This window comes from Streptomyces sp. NPDC006643, from assembly GCF_042870175.1.
GTDB lineage: Bacteria > Actinomycetota > Actinomycetes > Streptomycetales > Streptomycetaceae > Streptomyces.
Genome location: NZ_JBIAHA010000022.1, coordinates 75,203 through 99,979 on the forward strand (window position 1 = coordinate 75,203; position 24,777 = coordinate 99,979).

Sequence of the window (24,777 nt, forward strand, 5' to 3'; positions counted from 1 at the left end):
GAGTATACAGATGGACGGACTCTCTCCGGGGGCTCGCGGGTGCTCCGGCACCGTTCACCGGCGGGTCCGGCGGGTCCGGCGAACCGGGTCGGCCACGGCGGCCCGAACGCCCTGCCTGAGGGTGCCCGTCCGGCACCGCAGTGTGCTCGTGTTATGCCTACGGCATGCCCGAATAGCCCGTAAACGTCCCTTGGCGCGTTTCATACCGTCGAACGTGATCGTTCATGACCCGCGCGGGGGTCGTTTGGCGTTCGGATGGAACCACACCTGTCGGCGGCCAAAACGTGAAAAAGGCCGGATTGGCACAGAGTCGCGCGGACACGGGGTGTAGTCATCGCAGCAAACGACCCACAAACGACCCCTGTCCGGTGCTGCAACGAGAGCGGGAAATCGTCACTGTGTAGGAGCGCCTGCCGCCGGTAGGGCGAGTTCCGGTTCCGCTGACCTAACTGAGAGCACCGATCAGTTCTAACCATGTTGACAGTTGACAGATGTCTCATTCGAGAGGGCTGTACAGGCGCATGAGTGGCTATTTCACCACGGAATTCCATGAACGTCTCAGGGCGCAGGTCCGGGCATTCGCCGAGGCCGAAGTCCGGCCCCGAATACCCGAGATGGAGGCGTCCAAGGCCGTCCAGCACGAGCTGTCGCAGCTCATCGCCTGGCAGGGCTGGCTGGGCGTCACCATCGATCCCGCGTACGGGGGCATGGGCGCCGGCCATGTCGCGAAGACGATCATCATCGAAGAGCTGTCGCGGGTCAGCGGCGCCATGGGCGCCATGGTGCAGGCCTCGCAGCTCGGGGTCGCGAAGATCATTCACTTCGGCAGCGACGCCCAGAAGAAGACCTGGCTCCCGGAGATCGCGGCCGGCGGCTGTCTGCCGACCATCGCCGTCACCGAGGCCGGCTCGGGAGGCCACGTACTGGGCATGGAGGCGACCGCCCACCGCGACGGCGACGACTATGTCCTCAACGGCGCCAAGGTGTTCGTCGGCAACTCCCACGTCGGCGATCTGCACGGCGTCGTGGTGCGCACAGGACCGGGCAGCAAGGGCCTCTCCGCCTTCCTGGTGGAGGCGGACCGCCCCGGCTTCTCGCTCGCCCCGCACCGGCCCGCCATGGGCCTGCACGGGTTCTCCTTCGGCGAGCTGATCTTCAACAACTGCCGGGTGCCCGCGGCGAATCTGCTGGGCAACGAGGGCGACGGGCTGCCCGTCGCGTACTCCTCCAGCACGCTCTACGGCCGGGCCAACCTCACCGCCGTCGCGCTGGGCATCCACCGGGCGATCCTGGAGGAGACGATCGCGTTCACGACCGCCCGGGAGCGCTACGGCGCGCCGCTCGCGGAACTCCCCACGGTCAAGCAGAAGTTGGGGAAGATCCAGTCGGCGTACATGACGGCGCGGCTGGCCGCGTACCACGCCGTGCACCTGCTGGACCAAGGGCTGCCCTGCGACGCCGAGTTGATGAACGCCAAGCTCGTGAACGTCGAGTCGGCGATGGACTCCGCCCGTGTCGCCATGGAGGTCCACGCGGCCATCGGTCTGTCGACGGACCGCGCCATCGAGCGCTACACGCGCGACGCGTTCCACATCTTCGCGCCGGCCGGTACGTCCGACATCCAGCTCCAGCGGCTGGCGGAGGTCGCGCTCGGCACCTCGAAGGGCGAGTGGTCACGACGACTGGCCGCCCACGCGGGTGCGGGGGCGGCCGTCGCCGTCTGAGACCAAGTGCCCAAGTGGCCACAAGATTATGAAACTTGTGGAGCTATGGGGCTTGTGGAGCTGTGAGGCTGTGAATCGTCGGTGAGGCCCCGCTGGTCAGCGCGGGCCTCCACCGGTGCGCTGGTAGATGAGGCGCATCAGCTCGTCGCGGCTCTCCTTGATGAGCTGAAGGGTGTCGCGGCCCGTCTCCTTGCCCCGCGGGTCCGTACCGACGAAGCAGACCGTGCCCAGCACCGTGTCCGTGCGCTCGTCGATGAGCGGGGCGCCCGCGTACGTACGGATACCGATCAGGTCCACCACCTCGTTCGAGGCGAACCGCGGGTAGGCGTACACGTCCGGCAGTACCAGCGCCTTACGGCGGTTGAGCACGTCCGGGCAGTAACCGTGGTCGCGGGACATGATCCGGCTGACCTCGGGGCCGGCGTCCGGACCCGACTGGCCGGACTGGCCGGGGGACGGCGTGTGCAGACCGGCGAAGAACTGGTGGCCGGTGATGAAGTTGACCATCGCGTACGGCGCGCCCGCCGCCTGCGCGAGCTGCGTCGCGAAGGCGTCGAACTGGGCGTCGGGCATGTCACCGAGCCCCAGTTCACGCAGCCGGGCCTCCCGCCGCGCCAGGTCCATGTCGGGTGCGGGGAGATGCAGGCCCGCTTCGGTGTCGTACGTCATGAGGTGGCTCCCAGATCGCTGGAGTACTGAAGGGGGGGTGCGGGGGGCGGGGCCTGTACGGCCTGCTCCCGCGCGCGGCGGAGCGAGACCGAGTGCGCGTAGCTGACGAGTGAGATCAGTACGTGCTTCGCCGAGGCCGGGTCGCGCGCGTCGCAGAGCAACACCGGTACGTCCGCCTTGAGTTCGAGCGCGTCGCGGACCTCTTCCGAGCTGTAGCGGTAGGCGTCGTCCGCGTCGAACTCGTTGACCGCGACGACGAAGGGCACGTCCCGGCTCTCGAAGTACTCGACGGCGGCGAAGCAGTCCAGCAGCCGGCGGGTGTCGGCCAGGACGACCGCCCCGATGGCGCCCAGCGACAGGTCGTCCCAGGTGAACCAGAAGCGCTGCTGACCGGGGGTGCCGAACAGCAGCAGCACCATGTTCTGCTTCTGGAGCGTGATGCGGCCGAAGTCCAGGGCCACCGTGGTGGTGGCCTTGTTCTCGATGCCCTCCAGCCGGTCGGTGCCCGTGCCGCTGCTCGCCGAGGTGAGTGTCTCCTCGGTCGACAGCGGTTTGATCTCGCTGACCGAGCCGATCATGGTGGTCTTGCCCACGCCGAAGCCGCCACCGACCACGATCTTCAGGGCGATGGGATCGTCAGACGACATAGGTTCGTAGCCCCTCAAGCACTGCCTCCAGCAGATTCGGATCTTTCGGGTCGGCCGTTCTCGTGGGCATCGCCATGATCAGAGCGCCCGCGTCCAGCAGGTCGGAGAGCAGGATCTTGGCCACCTGGACCGGCTGGCCCAGCGTGGCGGCGACCTCGGCCACCGACCGTGCCTCGCCGCGGCAGAGCGCGAGGCAGTGGGCCGCCTCCGGGCTGAGATAGCCCTCCGGTGCCGTGGCGCGTGCTTTGAGGAGAGACGACAGACTCATCTCGTTCGTGGGCCGCGTTCGCCCACCCGTCAGGGCGTACGGACGAACCTCGTGCTCGTCGTCGTCGACCCAGGGGGTACCGTCTAAGGCCGCCATGATCAGTGCACCCGGTCGTCGACGGCGGGCTGCCTGAACCGCGGTGGCGTACTCAGGTGTTCGGGCACGCTCTTGACCAGCTGGCCCATCTCGAAACCGACGGCGCCCAGATCGGCGCTGTCGGAGGCCAGCACACCCAGGACGGCCCCGGGGCCGGCCATGGACACGAAGAGCAGCCCGTTGTCGTGCTCGACCACCACCTGCCTGACCCTGCCGTCGGCGGGACCCTTGATGTCACGGACACCGCCGGCCAGCGAGCACAGCGCGGTGCTGATCGCGCTCAACTTGTCCGCCGAGTCGATGCTCAGACCGTACGAGTGCTTACGCACTCCGTCACTGGAAGCCAGGACGGCGCCCTCCGTACCGGGGACGCGCCTGATGAAATCAGCCATCAACCAGTCCAGATCGGGCTGCTGGGCCGAAAAAACTTCGTTTGGCAAGAGAGTGACTCCGTAAGTGGTTGGGCGACCGCCGAAGGCAGCGTCAGCTCGTCTGGTCGGGGGGCCCTTGAGGGCCGTCTTCCGAACTGGCGAGCCTGATGCCTGAGGCGAAACGAGCCATCAGATCCGGATTCGGGGCGACGACCTGCCGGTCGGCGTCGGCGAGCCGCGGGAACTCGGGTCCGCGGTACGTCTCGCTCCGCCGGGGCAGGGTAGGCCGGCGGCCGGGAGGACTGGTGGCGTCGCTGGGGGGTGAGGCCTGGGTGGATCGGGGGACCTCGGGGGGTGTGACATCGGCAGAGCCGGGGGTGGGGCGGCCGGCGCTGGGTTGGCCGGAGTTGGAGTGGGCGGGGGCGGGGGGCCGGCCGCCGAGGTGGCCGGAGTCCTGGTGGTTTCCGGTGCCGGGGTAGGGGGAGTCGCTGCTCGCGGCGTACGGGGCGGGCTTCCGCTGGGGGAGCGGGAGCGGGACCTCGGCGGTGCTGCTGTTGCCGTTGCTGCCGTTGCTGCCGCTGGTGTTGTGGCCGCCGTTGGCGTGGGATCCGTTGGCGCTGTGCGAACCGTGGGATCCGTACGAGCCGTTGGCGCCGTGCGAGCCATGGGATCCGGTCGAGCCGATGGATCCGGTCGAGGCGGTCGCCGTCGCGGTGGCTGCCGCCGCGGCGGCAGCCGCGTGGGCCGAGGGCGAGCCGATGCGGCGTACGGGCGTCGTCATCTCGTCGCGCGACCCGCGACCGCCGAACGAGGCGTGGGCGCCGGTCTCGGCGGGCAGCGGGCTGCGGTGGTCGGCCGCGCCGGGCCCGCCCGCTGCGGGCTGTGACACCGGCTGGGACACCGGCTGGGACGGGGACTGGGACGCGCTCTGGGAGCCGGGCTGCGGGTGCGACCAGGCCGCGCCCGACGAGGGCTCGGGGGACCGCTCCGTACGCTGCGCGTGCTCGGCCGCGTACTGCTCCGGCTGACGCTGCTCAGGCACCGGGCGCTGCTCGGGCGCCTGGCGCTGTTCCGGCGCCTGGCGCTGGACGGGCGGCGGCGGGGCGGCGTCGAGCAGCGCGCTCGGCAGCACGACGACGGCCTGCGTACCGCCGTAGATGTTCCGGCGCAGCGCGACGTCGATGTCGTGCCTGCGCGCGATCTGCGCGACCACGAACAGACCGATCCGGCCGTCCTCCAGCTGCTCGCGGATGTCGAACTGGTCCGGCCTGGTGAGCAGCCGGTTCATCCGCTCCAGCTTCTCGGGCGCCATCGGCAGCCCCCGGTCGTCGATCTCGATCGCGAGACCGGCCGGGACGCGCTCGGCGCGCAGCGTGACCTGGGTCTCCGGGGCGGAGAACCGGGCCGCGTTCTCGACGAGTTCGGCCAGCAGATGGATGACCTCGGCCGCCGCGTAGCCGGGCAGCGTGCCCTCGGGCGGCTGGATGACTCGTACGCGCGCGTACTGCTCGATCTCGGCGACGCCCTGGCGCAGCACGGTCGGCAGCGGGACGGGCTTGTTGATACGGCGGGGGACCGCACCGCCCATCACGGCCAGGCTCTCCACCTGGCGCCGGAACTGGGTGACCAGGTGGTCGACGCCGAAGAGACCGCCGAGCAGGTCCGGGTCCTCGACCTCGCTCTCCAGATCGTCCAGACGCGCCAGCGCGCGGTTGACCAGCGCGTGCAGCCGCTGCGCGATGTTGACGAACACGTCGACCTGCTGCCGGGCGCCCGCCTCGGCGACGGCGGCCAGCGCCTGGTGCTGGGCGAGCCGCAGGGTCTGTTCGAGATCGGCGAACGGGTTGCCCTGGCTGACCGGGTGCGGCAGCGGGTCCGGCAGCTGGGGGCGCTCGCCGCGGCTGATCTGCTCCAGCAGCTGGGCGATGTTCTTCTGCCCCTCGGCGGTCACCGCCTCGAAGCGCTCGACCCACTGGCGGGCGGAGGTGGCGTTGGTGACCCGCTGCTCGTGTACGGCGGTGGAGACCGCGGCGGCCTTACGGGCGGCGGCGGTGACCGTGCCCACGCCGACGACGGCGGCGGCGCCGACGGCCGACCAGGTCGCCACGGGGTTCCCGGCGAACTGCCAGGTGGACCACGCGCCGGCGGCCAGCACCGAGACCGTGGAGACGGGCATCACGACGAGAAAACGGATCCGCGAGCGCAGACCCTTCTCGGTGGCCAGATTCCGGTTGGCCTTGGCCAGGGCCCGGCCCGGAGCCTGGCCCAGGGGGGCCTGGGCGGCGTTCCCGGGGTTCTGGCTGTTCCGAGCGGAACGTCCGCGCCGCCGACCGCTACGGCGGTCGGCTGGGGCAGCGGCGTGCGGGGAGAGTTCAGGCATAAATGTCCTCGGTACGACGGGGACCGGCGGATGAAGGTGAAGGGGCCGCGCTTCGGCGCCGGCTCGGTGCTCCAGGCTCACCGCCCCGGCCGCCGCCCTCGGGAGCCGCCGCGTCAGCCGGCCGACACGTCCGGGTCGGCGATGCGAGCACGAGGAAGCGGACCATGGGGATAAGGAGCCTTCACAGACGGGCAGTTGGACGGGACAGGCACATGCCAGCGTCATTAAGAGCCATAACAAGCTTGATGCGAAAGCGCGTTCGTCGCCACGGGTGGAGGGGATCGTTCAGCGGTCGCTTAACCCCGGCGGCTTCACAATGTGAACCAGGCAAAAGCGGCTATTGGCTCGAACGCAAAGAGCCCGTCGGCAGGGCACGACGGGGATACGACCGCCAAACGATCGATTTCGCGGGTCGCGGCGATCGGTATGAGGTCGCATGTGGGAGGAGTTTGAGCGGGGTCCGAGGAAGAACCTCTCAAACCTCGCATCGCAATCCTCGACTCAACTGTCCCCAGTGGCAAGGCACTTCAAACATGCTTGACCTTCACAACGGGGAGAATTGGTGATCGGCCCGGTGAATGGCGTTCAGTGGCGCCTGATTTTACGTCGGATCCAAGTGACGCGGGTCACTTCGTCACGCACAGGCACGCCCCGCACACGGGTCCCGCACACGCGCGGCATGTAAAAGCGCGACATGCGTAAGCGCGTTACGCACACGCGCACTACGCACACGCGCGTTACGCCCGCGCCGTCACGCCCGCGCCGTCATGCCCGCGCCGTCACTTCGGATCGAGTTCACCGACGAAGCGCAGGACCTCGTCCAACTGGTCCATGCTGAGCAGCCGGCTGCGCGGCCGGAGCATGCCGGAGCTGCCGTACGCCCCCAACTCCTGGCACCGGCGCAGCAGCCAGGGCCAGTCGATCGACAAATAGTCTGCCAGTGCGCGCAGTCGGTTCGCCGACGAGGGTCCGTCGATCACGCTGTGCGCGCGGGCATGGTCGATCGCCTGGGTGTACGTACGGACCTGGGACCGCTGATCCGTAATACCGACCCGCCAAATACCGTCCGAGCGAAGCCAGTTGGCCACGATGACCCGGTCGTCGGGGGCCAGTACGAATTCGTCGATCTGCGAGTACTCCTCCTCCGCGCAGACCCACACCGTCAGTCCGTGCATCTCCATCAGGGCGACGGAGAGGAACAGCAGGATTCGCTCGTACGGCTCGCTCTCCTTGACGGACTGTTCCGGTATGCAGAAAGCGTGCCCCGGCCGTACGGACGGATCGCTGCGCCGGGCCGCCGCACGGGTGAGGTGCTCGTGCTTGTGCCGGAAGAACAGCCAGGCCGCGCCTTCCTCGCCCGTCTGCTCACGCGTCCAGAAGAAAGGCGGTTCCGTCACCTCGCCGAGATGACGGTCGATGTGCAGGGCGCAGAAGTACGAGCCCAGCCAGGCCGCTCCCACCCGGGACAGTTCGGGTACCGCCGAACGTGCCACGGCCGAGCGGGGCATTGCTAAATGGCTTTCCAGCTCACGCTGTTCACTGTCGAGGATGTGGTCGTCCGCGAGGAGACTGTCCTCCAGATTCAGCATCGCCCACAGGATGCCGAAGGTCAGGTCGTCCAGCCGGTACGGCTTCGGTATCGGCAGCGTCCCGCGCGGATCGGCGTCCAACTGGTAACGCGCGCGGGCGGAATCGAGTACGAAAAGTCCCTCGCCGCCGCTGCCGCCGAGCGACGCCAGTAGCAAGGCACGACGCGCGGGCTGCACGAACGCGCGTAGATGTGGGTTTTCCTCGACAGCGATCGAAACGACGTCGTCCTGGGACGTCGCCTCGTACATCTGGGCGGGCACCGCCGTACCGTCGAAGATCCGCAGACCGTCCAGATACCAGAGCCCGCCCGTGCCGGCCGCCGCCTCCGAGGGGGAGAGCGAGGAACTGGACCACAGGGCGTCCATCGAGCGGGCGGTGGCGAGCGACGAACCGTGCGGCAGCCGGGCCGGGACCACCTCGCGGCTGGGCACGCGCTGGAGCAGCAGGTCCACCTCGACGCCGAGCATGTACGCGAGGACGGTCGCGGCGTCGCCCTGGGGGGACTGGGTGCCGGCGAGCCACCGCTTGAAGGTGATGCGGGAGACGGAGACGTTGCCGACGCGGCTGTTGCCGTACTCCTTGGCGGCGCGGCGGGCGGCGAGGCTGAACTGGACGTCGAAGACGGCGAACTTGGCCCAGTTGAGCCGTTCGAGCAGGACGCGCAGGAGTGTGGGCGGTCGCTGCTCGGCGGGCCCGGGGGATCGCTCGGAGGCCCGCTCGGGGGCTCGCTCGGTCACGCGCCCGGCCGGCCTTCCGGCGGTGACCGCGGCGGCGGTCTCGACGGACCGGCCGTGGACGTCGTGGGCGTCGCGGTCGGCGTGGGCGTCCTGGACGCCGTGGGCGTCGCGGTCGGCGTTGTCGGCGTGCTCGCCGTGGTCGTTGTGACTGTCCGGAGGGGTCACGAGCCGAGCCCTCCCGGGGCAACCGGAACGGCGTGGTCGGATAGTCGAAGCGGAAGTGCCATCCAGCTGACTCGTCCTCACGGTGTCGTACGCACGGTCTCGAAAGCCGAATATGCCATCTCGGCAGACACATGATCACTCCGAGTCCGCGCCGCTGTCCAGCAGAACCCTGGCCAGAGGATCGACGGTTAGTCAACAGCCTTCACTAATAAGGCAGTTGGTGAGGGAGCCGTGTGGGGCCCGCGACCACGGGCCGGACCGGGGTCCGGGCCGTGGTCGTCCACGCCCCCGCCGGCGTCAGTCGGACCTCCGCGGCAGCCCCGTCAGCAGGGCCACCAGCGTCAGAACCCCGAAGAGGAAGATGATCACCAACCCCGGCCGGAGCATCGACAGCTCCGTGCCCGGCATGATCGCCGCCGTGACGACGGCGAGGCCGAACGCGCCCCCGACCTGGAGCGAGCTGTTCAGCATCCCCGCCGCGAGACCCTGCTCCTCGTCGGGCACCCCGGCGGTGCCCGCGACCATCAGCGTCGCGATGCTGAGCGCGAACCCCACGCCCCAGAGCAGCGAAGCGGGCAGCAGAACGGTCCACAGATCGGGCTCCGGCCCGATGCGCAGCATCAGCAGATAGCAGGGCAGGAAGGCGACGAGCCCCACCATCAACACCTTGTTCACACCGAATCTGTTCATCAGCGCGCCGAGCTTGGGCCCGATGACGACGACCATGAGCCCGGCGGGCAGCAGCACGAGCGCCATCTGCCACGGCCGCCAGCCCTCCAGGTCCTGGAGATACAGGGCCAGCACGAACTGGAAGCCCATAGCGCCCCCGTACAGCAGCGCGATACTGATGTTGGCCGTCACCAGCCCCCGGTTACGGAAGATGCCCAGCCGGATCAACGGCTCCTTCACCGTGCGCTCGATCGCCAGGAATCCGGCCAGCAGCACCCCGGACAGGGCGATCCCGCCCACGGTCCGCCACGACCACCAGCCCACGTCGGCCGCTGAGACCACGCTGAAGACGAGCAGCAGCATGCCGGCGAGCAGGGTGACGGCGCCGCCGAGATCGAGCCGCGGGCGCCGCGTACGGGGCGGATCCGGCGGCAGGAAGACCAGCGCGCCGATCAGCAGCAGTACGGAGAGCGGGATCGGCAGGATGAAGATGGACCGCCAGTTGAGGCCGGCGAGCAGCCCGCCGACGAGCAGACCGGAGGAGTACCCCGACGCCTCGAAGACGTTGAAGATCCCGAACGCCTTGTTGCGCTGCGGCCCTTCGGGGAAGGTCGTGGTGAGCAGCGACATCGCCGCCGGCGCGGCGAAGCCCGCCGCCATGCCCTTGACGAAGCGCGAGACGATCAGCAGGACGCCGTCGTCGGCGAGCGCCCCGAACAGCGACACGACGGCGAACGCGCCCATCGAGATCACCAGCACCCGCCGCCTGCCGAACAGATCCGCGACCCGCCCGCCCAGCAGCAGGAAGCTGCCGAACGCCAGGATGTAGGCGCCGACCAGCCACTGCGCGGTGGCCGTGCTCATTCCCAACTCGTCCTGGATCGCGGGGACGGCGACGACGATCATCGAGATGTCGAGACCGTCGAGCAGGATCACCCCGCTGAAGATCAGCAGCGAGACCCAGAGCCGCGCGGGCCAGCGCGCCGGGCCCTCCTGTTGTTCTCTCTGTTCTCTCGTGTCCGAAGCACCCGGCATAAGACGTGTCCCCTCCCAGTGAGCAACTCCCGGCGAATGCCGCGAGCCTCACCGGCGGGACCGGCACCAGCCAGGTCCCCGCTGTTCCTGCCACTGCCAGGAACACCCACGGCCCGGCCCCTGCGCGTACCGTCTTGACCCATGAATGCCGAGATGGGCGCCTTCCTGCGCACCCGCCGCGCACGCCTGACCCCGCAGGACGTGGACCTGCCGTCGTACGGCCGCTACCGCCGGGTCCCGGGCCTGCGCCGCGAGGAACTGGCGCAACTCGCCGGGGTGTCGGTCGCCTACCTCACCCGCCTCGAACAGGGCAGGGCCCCCAACGTGTCCCCGGAGATCCTGGCCGCGCTCTCCCGCGCCCTGCGCCTGACGGACGCCGAACGCGACCACCTCACCCGCCTGGTCAAATGCCACCGGCCCACCGGACACCCCACCCCTCTCCCACCGCACCAGCGGGTACGCCCCGCGCTGCGGGAGATGCTGCGGTCCCTGGACGGCGCCCCGGCGTACATCACGGGCTGGCGCTCGGACCTCCTGGCCTGGAACGCCCCGGCGGCGGCACTCTTCGGCGACTGGTCGCTGCTGCCCCCGCACGACCGCAACTGGGCACGCCTGCTGTTCCTGCGCCCCGACTTCCGCGACCGGTTCCTGGACTGGGAACCCCAGGCGGCGTCCTGCGTGGCGGCCCTCCGCCGCCACTCCAGCTGCCGCCCCGACGACCCCCACCTGCGCTCACTGCTGACCGAACTCACCACAACGAGCCCGGACTTCCACCGCCTCTGGTCCCACCACGACATCCAGGAGCCCCACCACGGCACCACCCGCCTCCACCACCCCCTGGTCGGCGACCTCACGCTCTCGTACGAGTCCCTCCAACTACCGGACGACTCCGACCAAACCCTAACAATCCACCACGCACCCGCATCTTCCCCAACATCAGAAAACCTCCGCCTCCTCACCAGCTGGCTCACCACAACACCGGCACCTACGCCCGGGACGCCCGCGAGGAGAATGCCGACCTGATCGCCGAATGCGCGTCACGCAGGTGAGCCAGATGTTCCAGGCCCGAATGCGCCTGGTCCCGGAGAAGAACGAGATGATCGAGCCCTCCAGCTTCACCAGCTCCGATCTGAAGACCCCCTTGCAGAAGACGGTCCTTACTGCGGGCTGGACCTGGCGCGGAGTTGTGACCGGCAGGCTGTGAGAGGGGGTACGTGTGGTCCGGAGCCGAGTGAGGCCCTCTCTGGGCAGAGAAGTCCCAGGTCAAGGAGGTGGTGCATGGTGCCCCAAGAGCGCATGTCTGGAGGGGAAGAGGCACACGTACTGATTGCCGGCGGCATCGATCAAACGGGGCCGCGGCGCCGTCGAGTGCCGGGGCGCACAGGCGAGTGCGTCTTGGGCAGCGCGGTACTTGGCGGGTCGTTCGGGAGGGACAGAGGGGCGACGGGTCCGGACGGTTGACCATCGACGGTTTCCATGCCGGGCAGGAAGGTGTGATTCGTGCCCTTGTGAGCGTGCTTTGAGTGTTCGGGTACCGGGAGGACACGGCGTCGAGTGAGTTCATCGACGTCGATCAGGGGCGCGGCGACGATACGGTTGAGTAGCTCTGCCTGCTGCGGTTCCAGGGCGGTGAGGTGGCTGAGCACGGCAAGGATTTCTACAAGCTCCTTGCTCCAATCGGGCTCCCAGCGTTCGGGACGCTCACGGTCGAGTTCACTGGTGATCTTTCCGGCGGTACGGTCGCTGCGGTAGCCGAGCCAACTGTCGAGGACATTGCGCCCGCCGGTGGTGTAGTCGCGCATGCGAGGCGTAACACCGGTGAAGATGCCGCCCTCGATAACCAGGTGCTGGCTCTCCCTGTCATAACTGACGGTGGAGGGGAGGGTGCTGGGCGCGACTTCTCGGGCGTACTTGATCTCGGGGTGAAGTTGTCGCACGGGACTATTAGATGCTCCTGCCGGACGGTCGTCGTCGGGGTTGATACAGCGTGCGCCGAAGGTGGATGCCCAGAGGATGTGGCGTCCCAGGTTCACGGCCTCCCGCCAGAGTCCGCCGGCGGCGGTCAAGGGGACGCGTACTCCGGGGGAGTTGAGATCGTCTGCGTAGCGCTCGGTGAAGCCTGGGTGGGCGGTGACGGCGGCGATATAGGCGATCAGATCCTCGGGGAGGACCTCTTGGAGCCCGTAGGAGTTGGCGAGGTGGCGTAGCAGCCCTGGGGAGATGTTGGGTGCGTGGTCAGCGTGCAAGAGCGGCAGGACACGGCCGCCATTTCCGTTGAAGTAGTGCACATCGGGTACGAGGGCGGTGAACAGTAAGGCCGGACCAGACTGCAAGGGCTGGGCGTGCTGCTCGATGACGTAGATCTGGCCGTCGATGTCGGCCTGCCACAGCTCGGAACGTGCGCGGTCGATGAGACGGCCGTCCGGTATGAGCCACTGGCGATCCAGGGCTCTGCGAGCGATACGTATTGGCGCGGGGCAGGGACCGCGCTCGTCACGAAGGAGAATTGCGGGGTGGGCGTGGCCGGGGATTTGGGGGGCTTCTCGATCGAGAGTACGGCTTTGGGTTTGCTTGAACAGGGCCTGTTTGGCAGTGGGGTTGCGTTCTTGGATGACGCGGTCCCAGCGTAGGCGCAGGGTGATCTTGGACGGACTGATGACCCAATTCCTATTAGTGGTGACGCCGGGTTTGCACCAGGGCATGAGGTCGGTGAGGGCGGGGAAGGTGTCCCACCCGCTGATGGAGGCGGGCGTGAAGGGGGCAGGCTCGGCAGGGCGGGAGGTACGCCAGCCGGGACCGCCGATGTGCAGGTCCTGCAACTGCCGTTCTTTGCCCTGGCGAGTGCCGTGGACGGCGGTGTAATGGATGGGGGCCAGTTCGTCTTGTCGCTCGCCTTGCCGACGGACGAAGATGGCGATAGCCAACTCCTGCTGGACGCCAGGGAAGAAACGGCTGTTGAGCGGGGGTCTTTTGGTTTCGGGTGTGAGGTCGATGACCCAGCCCTCGGTGCAGGTGCGCCGTAAGTAGGACCGCATGCCCTGGAATCCAGCGCCGCGGATGAATCCGCCCGTGCTGACGAAGCAGACGACGCCGTGGCGATGGTCGTCGTGTTGGTCGAAAACTTTGTGGGTGGCCCAGCGCCAGAAGTAGGTGCAGAGGCTTTTCAGTTTGTTCTCGTAAACGCCTGCCGCACCGCGCATTCGGAAATCGTCCAGCGGTGGGGTGCCACGGCCGGGTGAACCCTTCTCGATCCATCCGCCCTGGCCCTCTGCCTGTTCGCGGTGAGGCGGGTTGCCGATGACGACGGTGATATGTCCGTCGCGCTGGATGGTGCTTGCCGCTTCGGCGTCATCACGTAGCGGCCCCCATAAGGCTCCGTAGCGATCGAAGAGTTCGCTGGGCCGCCAGGGATCGGCGAGGGTGTCGGCCAGATGCAGGCGCATGTCGTGCAGCCGGACCCGGGCATTGAGATGGCGCAGCATCTGCCCGACGCGCATCTGTGCGACGGCGAAGGCGCCCATCTGTTTCTCGAAGCCGATCAGTCGGCCGGCCAGTTCCTGTACGGATTCGGCGCGGAAGCCTTCGTTGCCGCCCTCGGACTGTTTACGGGCGACGAGGTCGATGATGCCGGTGAGGAAGGTGCCGGTGCCCATGGCGGGGTCGATGATGGACACACCAGGGTCGGCGAAGCCGTCCGGGCAGTCCAGCGTGGTGGCCAGCACTTCATCGACAAGTCGGATCATCTCCGTCACCAGCGGCGCCGGCGTGTAGTAAGTGCCGGAGTCCTTACGCAAGTCGGCGTCGTACTCCTGTAGGAAGTGCTCGTAGAGATGGATGTGGAAGCCGGGTTCGCCGGCCAGGGCGCTCCTCCAGTCGATGGCGTCGATGACGCGTACGAGCATGTCGAGGCTGTCGCGGAAATCTCCCTCGACCTGGTCGGTGAGGATCTGCAGGGCGCGGCCCATGACGGAGTGCTCCGCCCCGAGACGCCTGCCTACTTCGTGCAGGCTCATACCGGCCAACGCGCTGTCGCTGTCGCCGGTGGAGTCGGAGCCGGCGAGCAGAAGGGCGAAGGTGACGGACTGGGCATAGCGGTCGGCGAAGGCCGCCGGTTTGTCCCGGTCGTCCGTGGTCGGGAAGAGGTCGACCTCAAGGGTGGATGCCAGGTCGGTGAACGGGCGGTGGTGGCGCGGGAGGCTGGCCTCGGCGTCGAGGCGGTCGTGGACGGCGTCCCGCAGGAGGGTGCACAGAGGGGCAACATGGGCGACCACTTCCCGCATGGACGTCAGTGGTTGCGGTTGCCAGCTGAAGAACGCGATCAGCATCGCTTCGAAGGAGGCCTCACTGCCAGCCGACAGCCGCAAGCGAGAGCCGGCGGTGCGCAGGTCGCCGTCAAGGTGGATGGTGTCGCCATGCTGCCGGCCCGAGCGGTACATGATCCACGTCTGGCCGTTGGTGTAGATCAAGTTGGGGAGTTTCGCCATGCCCTCCCACTGAAGGCGATCGCGCTGGTTCAGCCCGCCGGGGTGGATCACGTTCTTGTCCGGGCTCTTCAGCTCGACATAACCGACGATGTTGCGCGGTGATTTCCCGATCCGCACTGCCAGATCGGGCCTAATGCGATGCGCGGCGATCGCGACCTCGGCATGCAGTACGGCTTGCAGCCCGAACAAGCTCGCCGCGTCGGAGAGAAGCGTCTCCGTCGCCCGGCGTATCGCGGCTTCCTTCTGTCCGTGCAGCAATGCCTGCTTGCACGTCGCACCAAACTCGCTGACGATTCGCCGAAACCCGTCCCTGCGCTGCATCCCGCCCCCAGAGGCCAGCACACTCCCGGCATCCAACTCGACACACGGTAAGCGCAACGTCACCGAACGTCGAGGGGGCCCGAAGGCTGCGCACGCCACCTTCTGCGGCAGCACCCGCTCCGCCACACCTGCTGCACGGGTGCTGTAGGCACAGAAGCCCCTCCGCAGTCTGGACGGATGGGCTCTGGCTCGGCACCTCTCTGTCTCTGTGCCCCGGCGGGATTCGAACCTGCGACACCCGCTTCAGGAGTGGGACCGAATACTTGCTGGGCAGTGCGCCACCGTGCCGCGGGGTACTGATCTCCCTGATCAGCGCCTTGCGACGTCGTATCCCATCCGACTCGTGGCTCCCTGTGCCGGACTGTCCGCTCACGCATCGCGCGCGCACACGAGGCCGGTCAGGACGGTGCGCGCGTCACGCAGGACGACGGCCGACTGGTCAGCTTCGGTAACGACTACACCTGCGGCACCAGGGCGGCGCTGGACCACTACCTGAAGGAAGCGCGGAAGGCCCTGGCCACGTCGGCAGACGGGCAAACGGTGCGGTCAGGGGGGCCGTTACAGCGTGATGTGCGTCTTGATCCGTGCCGAGACGCGGAAATCGAGGGGGCCGAGAACATCGCACCAGCGCGGGTTCAGAACGGCAGATCAGATGCGTAGCCCGTTGGCGGCGGCGGTTCCGTGGGCCAATCGCGGGTGTTGCTTGGCTCCGAGTCGCACACCTCGAACGCTTCCCGACGTATCTCCAGCCCTGTCGTGTCCTCGCCCCAGGCGGCAAGAGCTTCGATCGACCGATCGCGGTACTGCCACCGGTCACTCACGGCCAGAATCTTGCGCAGCAGTGGCACCAGGTCTCTCCGACGACTGAACAGGCGTGGGTCGTCGAGGAGTGGGATGCAAGCGGCGATGGCCGCTTTGCGCACATGCGGATCGGGGTCGTTGAGGCAGCAGGAGACCGCAGCGAATATCGCGGGGCGAATTTCACGGATCTGGACGAACGGCGGGTAGTCCTCGGGCGGGAATCCAAGGTGCCGGCTGGTCGCTTCGGCTTCGTCGGTGACCTCGTTGGCGGCCGAGTCCAGCCAGTCCAGCAATTCCGCGCGCAACGGACCGGGAACGGCGCGGGGTGTTGCGCCGACGGGCACAGCGGTACGCGGGTCGGTGAGGATGCCCGCCACGTAGAGAGCGACCGGTGCTGTCGCGGAGTACAGGGTGCACTGATGCAGCACCGCGTGGTCGAGGTGATCCAGAGCCTCTGAGCGGACACCTTCGTCGGCATTCAGCAGGGCGACGAGTTGCGCGGGGGTGTCCTCCGCCGTCCCGTAGGCATGCTCCAGGGTGGCCCAATTGGTCTCGGCCAGCACCGTGGTGGGCTCGGGCAGGGCTACCGAGTTCACTGGTGATCCCGCCAAGCACGGTCCATCGTGTCGACTGCGGCCTTCTCGGCGAGTTGCTTGACCGCTTCGGGCACTTCGCTCGTCGCGATGAAAAGACGGCCCGCGACGAGTCCGGTGGTCGGCTTCCAGCCGAGGTGGTGGCGTGCTGCCCCGGCAGCACGCCGGATGTCCTTCATTTGCCCATCTCAACCAGATCGTCGCCGCTCAGGATTAGTCGGCTGTAGTGGCCCTCGCACGCCCGTAGAAAGGGCCTCTGAACAGGCTTTTTTGTTGTGCCCCCGGCAGGATTCGAACCTGCGACACCCGCTTTAGGAGAGCGGTGCTCTATCCCCTGAGCTACGGAGGCTCCGCCGTGGTGGTCGCGTAGGTGGTGCGCGGTGGTAACGGCTGGGCACGGACAGCCTAGCGGATAGCCGTCGGGGAGGTTTCTCCGTGTGGGGGTGGGAGTGTCTCGGGGTGGGAGCGGGGGCGGCTCTACCATGAGGGGGCGGGCATCTTCGGGGGAAGGAAATGGCAGCGTGGAGATCATCCTCTCGTTCGGTGACGGTACGGCGGACGGGGAGCGGGGCGAGTACGTTCAGGACGCGAGTTCGTTGGGGCGGTGGCTGGTGGCCGAGCCCGAGTTGCGCGGGCGGGCGCAGGTGGTCGCGGGGGTGGGGGAGTCGGGGCAGGGGCGGATGGGCGGCGGTCTGGAGGTCGTCAATGTCGTGCTCGCCAACAGCATCGCCCTCGGGAGCCTGATCACCGCCGTGCTCACGTGGCGGGGGTCGCGGGCGCGGCCACCGCAGGTGCGGCTCGAACGGGACGGGGTCGTCGTCACCGTGCAGGACGGCTCGCCCGAGGCGGTCGAGCGGATTCTGGCGGTCTTGAACCGGAGCGGCGGGGACGCGGAGTAGTCGTGGTAGCGCTGTCGGATCCGGCCCGTTCGGAGGCCGTGCTGGTGGGCGTGCACGACTACGCGAATCTGGAGGGGCTGCCCGCCGTCGCCCGGAACGTGGAGGGGCTGCGGGAGGCGCTGACCGATCCCGCGGTGTGGGGGCTGCCGGCCGGAGCGTGCACCGTGATCTCCCAACCCCGCGATGTCGGGCGGGTGTTGGACACCGTACGGGAGAAGGCCCGCCGGGCCCGGGACACCCTGCTCGTCTACTACGCCGGGCACGGCCTCACGGATCCGCACACCGACGAGTTGTATCTGGCGCTGCCCCACTCGGACCGCGAACGCGAGTACACCTCGCTGCGGTACGAGTATCTGCGCCGGGCCGTACTGGACGTACAGGCCAGTACGCAGCGCACCGTGCTGATCCTGGACTGCTGCTACAGCGGACGCGCCTTGATCGGCGCGATGAACGCGCAGGTGCAGATCGCGGATCAGGCCGTCGTCGAGGGAACATGCCTGCTCACCGCCTCCGCCGAGACCCGTCCAGCCCTGTCCCCGCCCGGGGAGACCTACACCGCGTTCACCGGCGAGCTGATCGCGGCCCTGACCGGCGGCATCCCCGGCGCGCCCGATCTGCTCGACATGGACACCCTCTACCGGCATCTTCACGGGAGTCTGGCGAGCAAGTCCCGGCCGCTGCCCCAGCAGCGCAACCGCAATACGGGAGGGCTCATCGCCATCGCCCGCAACAGGGCCGCCGTGGCGGGCGGAGGCGAGGAGCCCTCCCGGCAGAGTGAGATCGAGGCGCGGCTCGCGGAGATGGAGAAGCGGGCGGAGCGGGTGCAGTTGGAGACCGAGGCGTTGCGCCTGGAGGCGGAGCGTCGCGCGCTGGAGATGCTGGAGAACGCGCGGCGCCTCGCGAGTGCCGTGGCGGCTTCGCCGGAGACGGGTTTCGAGCCGTTCTGGTTCGCTGTGCCGGTGGCGCGTCCGCTGATGGGCGAGGACGGTTCGCTGACGCCGGTCGCCGAACTTGCCACAGGGGATTGGTATTTGGCCGTCGGGCGGCGGGGCGATGCCATCGTCGCGCAGGCCGCGGACGGTCTGCGGGGGTTGTTGCTCGACACCAGCGGGATCCAGCGGGGGGACGGTGCCGACTCCGCGGCAGCGGCTGCGAAGTCGGGTTTCGAGCCGTTCTGGTTCGCCGTGCCGGTGCCGCGTCCGTTGACGGGTGAGGACGGTTCGCTGACGGCGGTCGCCGAACTCGCGCCCGGTACGTGGTACTTGGCGGTCGGGCGGCGGGGTGACGGTCTCGTCGCGCAGTTCGGGGACGGTCTGCGGGGGCTGCTGCGAGACACCACCGGGATCCAGCGGGGAGGCCACGAGGTGACGAAGAGCAACGCCCGCGAGACCCTGCGCGCCGCCGAACTCCTCGCGAGTGCCGTGGCCGCTTCGCCGGAGACGGATTTCGTGCCGTTCTGGTTCGCCGTGCCGGTGCCGCGTCCGTTGATGAGCGAGGACGGTTCGCTGACGGCGGTCGCCGAACTCGCGCCCGGTACTTGGTACTTGGCGGTCGGGCGGCGGGACGACGCCCTCGTCGCCCAGACGGCGGACCGTGTGCGGGGGCTGCTGCTCGACACCACCGGAATCCAGCGGGGCTAGGTTCTGTCGTGCAGCCACTGCGGGGCGTTGATCCGCGAAGTGTGGGGGGCTACCGGCTCCTCGGTCGGCTCGGCGCCGGCGGGATGGGGGTCGTCTATCTGGGGCGGTCGCCGGGTGGGCGGGTCGTCGCCGTCAAGGTCGTGGCGGAGCGCTTCGGGCGGGACGCGCATTACCGGGCCCGTTTCCGGCGTGAGGTGGCCGCCGCCCGGACCGTGAACGGGACGTTCACCGCTCCGCTGCTGGACGCCGCTCCCGACGCACGGGTGCCATGGCTGGTGATGGAGTTTCTGCCGGGGTTGTCGTTGCGGGAGGCGGTCGCGCGGTACGGGGCTCTGCCGCCCGACGCGTTGCGGCTGCTCGCCGGTGCCCTCGCCGAAGCGCTCGTCGGGATCCATCGCGCCGGGCTGGCGCACCGGGATCTGAAGCCGGGGAACGTCGTCCTGAGCGCCAAGGGCCCGCGCGTGATCGACTTCGGGATCGCGCGGCCGGAGGACGCCACCGCGATCACCGTTCCCGGCTCCCTCCTCGGCACACCCGGGTTCATGTCGCCGGAGCAGGCGTCCGGTGGCGCCGTCGGGCCGGCCGGTGACATCTTCGCGCTCGGTACGGTGCTGCTGTACGCGGCGACCGGACGGGAACCGTTCGACGCCGACGACCGCACCGCCACCCTGGAACGCGTCCGCTCGGCACGCGCCGACCTCGACGGCGTCACCGACCGCAGAATGCGCGCCCTGGTGGCCGCCTGCCACCGCCGCGACCCCGAACGGCGCCTCACCGCAGCCGAGTTGCTCGACCGGCTCGGCGAACCCGCCGCCTCCGTGCACGGCACCGGCTGGCTGCCCGCGCCTCTGGCGGAGGCGATCGACCGCAGTGTTGCCACCCTCGCCACCTCTACCGCCACCGGGCCTCTCGCCGACAGGGCCGTCCCCGTCGACGTCGCGCCCGGCGATTCGACCGAGGACACGGGCGGCGGACTCGGAGCCGTAACGGAGCCGCCCCCGCCGCCCGGTCTCTTCCGGCGGCGCCGCACACTGCTCCTCGCCATGGCAGCCGTGGCCGCCGGGGCCGCTGTGCCCGTGGTCGGGGTCCTGGAGAAGATGATCCGGGGCACGGGCGACACAGGATCGGCGGCGCCACGGCCGTCCCCTTCGGCGTCGCCGCCCCGCCCGGCCCCGCCGCCCCGACTCCCCGTCGTACGCTGGAAGACCAGGGTCCTCGACGACGCCACCCGCTTCCCGGACCTCTACCGCGCGGGCGATGTCGTCGTGGCGGCGCTTGAGGGGCAGCGCGACGTACATGCCCTCGATCCGCGTACGGGACGGAAACTCTGGTCGCGCGCCGTCTCCGAGAGCGGTCCCGAGGCGCAGGTCACCACCGGTCCGCACGGGGTGTATCTGTTCGACGCCCGTCCCGGCGACAGCCTCGCGGACTACGTGCTCCGTGCCGTACGCCCCGAGTCCGGAGCCGTACGGTGGACGTCCCGCGTGCAGTCCTTCCCCTGGGGGACGGCCGCCACCGGATCCGTGCTGTGCGTGGCCGTCTCCGACGAACTGCGGGCGCTGGACGCCGAGAACGGCCGGCACCGCTGGACGACACGCGCCACCGGCATGTCCGTCAACGCCGGCGCCGGGCTGGTGGTGGCGGGCGGCGACGGCGTACTGACCGGGGTGGACGCGCGCGGGGGACGCGTCCGGTGGACGTACGAGATGCCCGAGTCACCGCTGTCCTCCCTCATCGGCGACGGCATGGTCATCGCACGTGACACCCTGGGAACGCTGTACGCGGTCCACGCGGACGACGGCAGGGGCGCCTGGCGGCAGCAGATCGACTACCGCAGTTCCGTACGTCAGTTGGGGAACGGCATGCTGTACGTGTCCGAGGCCGACGGCCGGGTCCGCGCCCTCCGCGCGGAGACCGGGAAACAGGTGTGGTCACGCACACCGGGCCGGGCGACCCCCGGAGGCTCGTTCGGAAGGCCGGAGACACTCGGTCTGTCCGGCGACACCCTCTACGTCCAGGGGCCCGACCGGAACGTGTACGCGCTGGACGTGGCCGACGGCCGGGTCCTGTGGAGTCACGAGTCGGCGGCCGGCGGCGGCTCGGCCTCCGACTCCGCCTCGGGGGCGCTGGGCGTCGCCGGGCTCGTACTGCTCGGCACCTCGGGCGGGTACGTACAGGCACTCAGCCCGCCGGAGCGGGCCGACGGAGGTACCCGTGGAACCACTTGAGCCCGCCGACCCCCGAGCGCTCGGGCCGTACCGGATCCTGGCGCGCGTCGGCGCGGGCGGCATGGCCACCGTCTATCTGGGCCGGTCCAGGGGCGGCCGGGCGGTGGCGGTCAAGGTGGTGCACGCCGAGTTCGCCCAGGAGCCGCTCCACCGGGCCCGGTTCCGGGCCGAGGTGGCGGCGGCCATGGCTGCGGGCGGCACCCACAGCCCGCCCGTGCTCGGCGCGGACACCGACGCCGCGACGCCCTGGCTGGCGACCGAGTTCCTGCCGTCGGTGTCGCTGCGGGAGGCGGTGGAGACGTACGGTCCGCTGCCCGCCGACTCCGTACGGCGCCTGGCGGCGGGGCTGGCGGAGGCGCTGGCCGCGATCCATCGCGCCGGGATCGCGCATCTGGACATCAAGCCGGCCAATGTACTGCTGACCGTGGACGGGCCGCGGCTCATCGACTTCGGTATCGCGATGAAGGCGATGAATGGGGCGGCTGCGGGGGCCGCGGGGTCCCGGGGGTTCATGTCGCCGGAGCAGATGACCGGCGCCGCCGGTCCGCCCAGCGACATCTACTCGCTCGGCTCGACCCTGGAGTACGCGCGGGGCGGGAGGGGCGACGAAGCGTTCGATCCGCTGATCCGGGAGTGTCTGCGGAGCGCCGCCGCCGCCCGGCCCACCGCCGCCGAACTGACCGCGCGGATCGCCTCGTTGACGTCGTATCCGGACCGTACGGACAGCCCCTGGCTGCCGCCCGCGGTGCTGGGCGCGATCGACGCGCGGGCCGGCGCCACCGTCAACCCGCCCGTGCCCCTGCCCCGGCCGCTGGCGCGGCGCCGGCTGCTCGCCGGGGGCGCCGCCGCCGTGATCCTGGCCGGGGGTGCGGCCGTCTTCGCCGCGAGCGGGAGCGGGAGCGGGGACGGAGATGGGGAAGGGGAACGGGACGGGGAGGAGCGGGCGGGGGAGTCCGGGGCGAAATCGAAGGGGGACGCGGAGAACGCCGTGCCCGCCGCTTCGGCCTCGCCGTCGCCGTCGCCGACACCCTCGGTCTCGGCGAAGCCCGTCGTACTCGAACTCTCCATCACCGGCAGCAGCGGGCCCCTCAGCTCCCTCACCTACGGGGTGAACGGCCGGCTCACCACACTCAAGAACGTGCCGCTGACCTGGCGTAAGACCGTCGAGGTGCCGCGCGGCGAGGCAAGCGTCGACTGGCGGCTGCGCTTCACCTTTCCCTCCGGCGAGGTCCGGGTCCGGGTGCTCCGCGACGGCTCCAAGCTCACGGACGAGACACACCCCCTGCCCGCCATGCGCGACTTCCCCAACCTCTACCCCTGCGACGTGGATACGGGCGGCAGTTCGGCGATCTCGGGATCCGTCCCGGGCCACGACGTCTAACGTCGGCCTCCGACCTCGTGAAGAAGGGCACACGCCATGGTGAGACCGGTCAGTTCGGTGAGTTCGGTGAATCCGATGAGCAAGGTCAGCCTGCTGCCGGCCGACATGGGCAGCCTCAGCCGTACCGTTCCCTCCGCCCTGCCGGGCACGCTGTTCGTGCTCGGGTCGAACGGCGGTATGCGCGTCACGGCGGACGCCGAATTCCCGGTGCTGTTCGGGCGGAACGAGCCCGACGTCCATGTCTGCGTCGGCGCGGGCGACTCGCGCGTCAGCCGTCGGCAGGGGCTGATCGTCCGTGAGCCGTCGCGCTGGATGGTGCGCAACACGGGGAAGCTGCCGATCCGGCTGCCCGGGTCACGGCTGGTGCTCGGCGGCGACGACGCGGAGTTGTCGGCCGGGTACACGCCTCTGTTCGTCGTCTCGCCCCGGCAGGAGCATCTGCTGGAGGTACGGATCGCCGCGTCGGCGCCCACACCCGGAGCGGGGAACGCGCGGGAGGCGCACGAGGCCGCGACGTACGACCAGGGGGTACGGACGCTGAGCCCCACCGAGAAGCTGGTCCTTGTCTGTCTCGCCCGCCGCTACCTGAGCAACGAGCCACAGCCGCAACCGCTGGCCTGGACCCAAGTGGCCTTCGAACTGAGCCGGTTGAGGCCGGATGAGCGGTGGGGGCCGAAGCGGGCGGCGCACATCGTCGCCCTGGTGCGGCGGCGGCTCAGCGAGAAGGACAACGTCCCGGGACTCATGGAGAGGGAGATCCCGCCGCCGGTCGGGAACGCGCTCAACCACAACCTCATCATGGATCTCCTGGTCACCACGACGATCGTGCGGACGGATCTCCATCTGCTCGGTGACGGCGACTGACGTCCGTGCTGGGCCATCGCGCCGTCGGCGTCAGAGTCCGTTCGGCTTGATGCGGAGCACGGCAGTGTCGTCCTTGATCTCCAGGACTCGGAAGTCGGTCCCGTTGTACGTGGAGACACCGGCGCCCCGGTCGGGGCTCCGGGCCGAGAACGTCGATGTCGTGCCGTCGCCGGCCAGCCTCAGGACGACCCCGGCCGGCCCGATCGCGTCGATGTACAGATCCGGCGCCCGGACGCCCTCCCCGAACGGGATGACGTCCCCCTCCCGGACCTCGACCGTGCAGTCGCCATCCTCGCAGGTGCTCAGATCCTTCGCCGTCCCGGACGGCGGGCACGGCTTCGGATCCCGCGCGTCGTCGCTGCCGTCGCCGGACGTGTCGCACCCTGTCGTCAACAGCGCGGCCAGGCACACCGCGACGGCGTACGCGAACCGTCGTTGTCGCCGTCGCTCCAGATTCAGCTCCAGCTCCAGCTCCAGCTCCAGATTCGGATTCGGATTCATGGTCGCTCCTCCGTGGTGGCCGTCCGTCCGTCCCGTCCACGGGGTCCAACGAGCGGGCCGACAGTGAGGAATCGCCTTCCCCCGATCAGGGGGAGTCGGCGAGCGAGGCACAACCCGCAGGCCTGGCAGGGCGTTTGGCCGGTGATGGAAGGTGGCCGATGAGAGCCCTGCCCGATCCCGTGTGGCCCGTGGTTGTCCTTGCGCTGATTCAGGTCGGCGACGGGATTCTCTGTATCGGGCCCGTCCGGTTCGTACGCGAGTGTTTCGAGGGCGTGGGATTTCCACGGCGGTGGTGGTGGATCACGACCCCCGTGAAGTTCGCCGCGGCGGCCGGGCTGATCATCGGGGTCTGGGTGCCCGTGCTGGGCGGCCTCACCGTGTGGGCGCTCGTGGCCTATTTCCTGGTCGCCGTCTTCATACATGTCCGGGCACGGGACCTGGGCCGGAATTTGTTCCTCAACGCCGCCGGAATGCTTGCGATCTGTGTGGCGGTCGCTCTCTACAGCTTCGGTCCGTAGGGCCCGCGCGAGGGGATATCCGGAGGGAACTCGTCCGCCCTATAAGGCTGTTGACACTCTGTTTGGCAACAGAGATCATCAACAACTCTACTGTAGAAAGCACTTCACCTTCACGCCGGTGGCCCCGCGAGTTCCGCTCCTGATCGGCCGGGCTCCCGCTCGGTGCCACATGTGAAGGGTTCAGCGGAGGCAGAGA

At 69.3% G+C, this 24,777-nt stretch carries 19 protein-coding genes, 1 tRNA gene and 3 pseudogenes; 11 read left to right on the forward strand and 12 right to left on the reverse strand.

Going from position 1 to position 24,777, the window contains the following annotated elements:
• The first annotated feature begins 521 nt into the window (after positions 1-521).
• Positions 522-1,724, forward strand: a complete 1,203-nt coding sequence (locus ACFYNU_RS27960; protein WP_356594871.1) for an acyl-CoA dehydrogenase family protein — start codon at positions 522-524, stop codon at positions 1,722-1,724.
• A gap of 96 nt (positions 1,725-1,820) precedes the next feature.
• Here ACFYNU_RS27960 and ACFYNU_RS27965 read toward each other — a convergent pair whose 3' ends face one another.
• From ACFYNU_RS27965 to ACFYNU_RS27995, 7 genes are all read right to left on the reverse strand, one after another.
• A complete protein-coding gene (locus tag ACFYNU_RS27965) occupies positions 1,821-2,393 on the reverse strand; it encodes a GAF domain-containing protein (protein ID WP_388767528.1) in 573 nt (190 codons plus the stop codon).
• Positions 2,390-3,040, reverse strand: a complete 651-nt coding sequence (locus tag ACFYNU_RS27970) for an ATP/GTP-binding protein (RefSeq protein WP_356594873.1) — start codon at positions 3,038-3,040, stop codon at positions 2,390-2,392. Before ACFYNU_RS27970 ends, ACFYNU_RS27965 begins: the two co-directional genes overlap by 4 nt.
• Positions 3,030-3,308: a DUF742 domain-containing protein gene (locus tag ACFYNU_RS27975; RefSeq protein WP_388767530.1), complete on the reverse strand. Its 279-nt coding sequence runs from the start codon at positions 3,306-3,308 to the stop codon at positions 3,030-3,032. The genes ACFYNU_RS27970 and ACFYNU_RS27975 overlap by 11 nt, the downstream gene beginning before the upstream one ends.
• A gap of 98 nt (positions 3,309-3,406) precedes the next feature.
• Complete coding sequence (locus ACFYNU_RS27980) at positions 3,407-3,796, reverse strand: roadblock/LC7 domain-containing protein (RefSeq protein WP_356594876.1); 390 nt, start codon at positions 3,794-3,796, stop codon at positions 3,407-3,409.
• A 91-nt stretch (positions 3,797-3,887) separates the two neighbouring features.
• Positions 3,888-6,155, reverse strand: coding sequence for an ATP-binding protein (locus ACFYNU_RS27985; protein ID WP_356594878.1), 2,268 nt, complete (start codon positions 6,153-6,155; stop codon positions 3,888-3,890).
• A 779-nt stretch (positions 6,156-6,934) separates the two neighbouring features.
• A complete protein-coding gene (locus tag ACFYNU_RS27990; protein ID WP_356594880.1) occupies positions 6,935-8,647 on the reverse strand; it encodes a hypothetical protein in 1,713 nt (570 codons plus the stop codon).
• Between the two features lie 297 nt (positions 8,648-8,944).
• Complete coding sequence (locus ACFYNU_RS27995; RefSeq protein WP_356594882.1) at positions 8,945-10,351, reverse strand: MFS transporter; 1,407 nt, start codon at positions 10,349-10,351, stop codon at positions 8,945-8,947.
• Between the two features lie 141 nt (positions 10,352-10,492).
• Between ACFYNU_RS27995 and ACFYNU_RS28000 the strand changes: the two genes are divergently transcribed.
• Positions 10,493-11,374: a helix-turn-helix transcriptional regulator gene (locus ACFYNU_RS28000; RefSeq protein ID WP_356594884.1), complete on the forward strand. Its 882-nt coding sequence runs from the start codon at positions 10,493-10,495 to the stop codon at positions 11,372-11,374.
• 31 nt (positions 11,375-11,405) lie between these two features.
• A complete protein-coding gene (locus ACFYNU_RS28005) occupies positions 11,406-11,555 on the forward strand; it encodes a hypothetical protein (protein ID WP_356594886.1) in 150 nt (49 codons plus the stop codon).
• A 139-nt stretch (positions 11,556-11,694) separates the two neighbouring features.
• Here ACFYNU_RS28005 and ACFYNU_RS28010 read toward each other — a convergent pair whose 3' ends face one another.
• From ACFYNU_RS28010 to ACFYNU_RS28025, 4 genes are all read right to left on the reverse strand, one after another.
• Positions 11,695-15,156 (reverse strand): type ISP restriction/modification enzyme, encoded by a 3,462-nt coding sequence (locus ACFYNU_RS28010; RefSeq protein WP_356594888.1) that lies wholly within the window; start codon positions 15,154-15,156, stop codon positions 11,695-11,697.
• Between the two features lie 635 nt (positions 15,157-15,791).
• Positions 15,792-16,553: a hypothetical protein gene (locus ACFYNU_RS28015; RefSeq protein ID WP_356594890.1), complete on the reverse strand. Its 762-nt coding sequence runs from the start codon at positions 16,551-16,553 to the stop codon at positions 15,792-15,794.
• Positions 16,550-16,729 carry a hypothetical protein gene (locus ACFYNU_RS28020; RefSeq protein ID WP_356594892.1) on the reverse strand — a complete coding sequence of 60 codons (180 nt, stop codon included), beginning with the start codon at positions 16,727-16,729 and terminating at the stop codon, positions 16,550-16,552. The genes ACFYNU_RS28015 and ACFYNU_RS28020 overlap by 4 nt, the downstream gene beginning before the upstream one ends.
• Before the next feature lie 97 nt (positions 16,730-16,826).
• Positions 16,827-16,899: transfer RNA gene (locus tag ACFYNU_RS28025), tRNA-Arg, on the reverse strand.
• 172 nt (positions 16,900-17,071) lie between these two features.
• Between ACFYNU_RS28025 and ACFYNU_RS28030 the strand changes: the two genes are divergently transcribed.
• The 7 genes and pseudogenes from ACFYNU_RS28030 to ACFYNU_RS28060 all read left to right on the forward strand — a co-directional run bounded on the left by ACFYNU_RS28030 (position 17,072) and on the right by ACFYNU_RS28060 (position 23,562).
• Positions 17,072-17,449 (forward strand): hypothetical protein, encoded by a 378-nt coding sequence (locus ACFYNU_RS28030; protein WP_356594894.1) that lies wholly within the window; start codon positions 17,072-17,074, stop codon positions 17,447-17,449.
• Between the two features lie 44 nt (positions 17,450-17,493).
• Positions 17,494-18,099, forward strand: a pseudogene (locus ACFYNU_RS28035) (caspase domain-containing protein); the annotation flags it as partial.
• Positions 18,100-18,612: 513 nt separating this feature from the next.
• A pseudogene (locus ACFYNU_RS28040) lies at positions 18,613-18,804 on the forward strand (hypothetical protein); the annotation flags it as partial.
• Between the two features lie 75 nt (positions 18,805-18,879).
• Positions 18,880-19,089 (forward strand): annotated as a pseudogene (locus ACFYNU_RS28045) (hypothetical protein); the annotation flags it as partial.
• Between the two features lie 8 nt (positions 19,090-19,097).
• Positions 19,098-21,317, forward strand: coding sequence for a PQQ-binding-like beta-propeller repeat protein (locus ACFYNU_RS28050; protein ID WP_388767535.1), 2,220 nt, complete (start codon positions 19,098-19,100; stop codon positions 21,315-21,317).
• Positions 21,304-22,698 (forward strand): serine/threonine-protein kinase, encoded by a 1,395-nt coding sequence (locus tag ACFYNU_RS28055; RefSeq protein WP_356594898.1) that lies wholly within the window; start codon positions 21,304-21,306, stop codon positions 22,696-22,698. The genes ACFYNU_RS28050 and ACFYNU_RS28055 overlap by 14 nt, the downstream gene beginning before the upstream one ends.
• A gap of 75 nt (positions 22,699-22,773) precedes the next feature.
• The gene (locus tag ACFYNU_RS28060) at positions 22,774-23,562 is read left to right on the forward strand and encodes a hypothetical protein (RefSeq protein ID WP_356594900.1); all 789 of its coding nucleotides are present in this window, start codon (positions 22,774-22,776) and stop codon (positions 23,560-23,562) included.
• Between the two features lie 30 nt (positions 23,563-23,592).
• Here the strand turns inward: ACFYNU_RS28060 and ACFYNU_RS28065 are convergent, their stop codons facing one another.
• Positions 23,593-24,063, reverse strand: a complete 471-nt coding sequence (locus tag ACFYNU_RS28065; protein WP_356594902.1) for a hypothetical protein — start codon at positions 24,061-24,063, stop codon at positions 23,593-23,595.
• A 158-nt stretch (positions 24,064-24,221) separates the two neighbouring features.
• Between ACFYNU_RS28065 and ACFYNU_RS28070 the strand changes: the two genes are divergently transcribed.
• A complete protein-coding gene (locus tag ACFYNU_RS28070) occupies positions 24,222-24,581 on the forward strand; it encodes a DoxX family protein (protein ID WP_356594904.1) in 360 nt (119 codons plus the stop codon).
• The last annotated feature ends 196 nt before the right edge of the window (positions 24,582-24,777 follow it).

Coding starts and splice junctions, on each gene's coding strand:
- ACFYNU_RS27960 (WP_356594871.1), top strand. CDS start 522: ATGAGTGGCTATTTCACCACGGAATTCCATGAACGTCTCAGGGCGCAG.
- ACFYNU_RS27965 (WP_388767528.1), bottom strand. CDS start 2,393: ATGACGTACGACACCGAAGCGGGCCTGCATCTCCCCGCACCCGACATG.
- ACFYNU_RS27970 (WP_356594873.1), bottom strand. CDS start 3,040: ATGTCGTCTGACGATCCCATCGCCCTGAAGATCGTGGTCGGTGGCGGC.
- ACFYNU_RS27975 (WP_388767530.1), bottom strand. CDS start 3,308: ATGAGTCTGTCGTCTCTCCTCAAAGCACGCGCCACGGCACCGGAGGGC.
- ACFYNU_RS27980 (WP_356594876.1), bottom strand. CDS start 3,796: ATGGCTGATTTCATCAGGCGCGTCCCCGGTACGGAGGGCGCCGTCCTG.
- ACFYNU_RS27985 (WP_356594878.1), bottom strand. CDS start 6,155: ATGCCTGAACTCTCCCCGCACGCCGCTGCCCCAGCCGACCGCCGTAGC.
- ACFYNU_RS27995 (WP_356594882.1), bottom strand. CDS start 10,351: ATGCCGGGTGCTTCGGACACGAGAGAACAGAGAGAACAACAGGAGGGC.
- ACFYNU_RS28000 (WP_356594884.1), top strand. CDS start 10,493: ATGAATGCCGAGATGGGCGCCTTCCTGCGCACCCGCCGCGCACGCCTG.
- ACFYNU_RS28005 (WP_356594886.1), top strand. CDS start 11,406: ATGTTCCAGGCCCGAATGCGCCTGGTCCCGGAGAAGAACGAGATGATC.
- ACFYNU_RS28010 (WP_356594888.1), bottom strand. CDS start 15,156: ATGCAGCGCAGGGACGGGTTTCGGCGAATCGTCAGCGAGTTTGGTGCG.
- ACFYNU_RS28020 (WP_356594892.1), bottom strand. CDS start 16,729: ATGAAGGACATCCGGCGTGCTGCCGGGGCAGCACGCCACCACCTCGGC.
- ACFYNU_RS28060 (WP_356594900.1), top strand. CDS start 22,774: ATGAGCAAGGTCAGCCTGCTGCCGGCCGACATGGGCAGCCTCAGCCGT.
- ACFYNU_RS28065 (WP_356594902.1), bottom strand. CDS start 24,063: ATGAATCCGAATCCGAATCTGGAGCTGGAGCTGGAGCTGGAGCTGAAT.
- ACFYNU_RS28070 (WP_356594904.1), top strand. CDS start 24,222: ATGAGAGCCCTGCCCGATCCCGTGTGGCCCGTGGTTGTCCTTGCGCTG.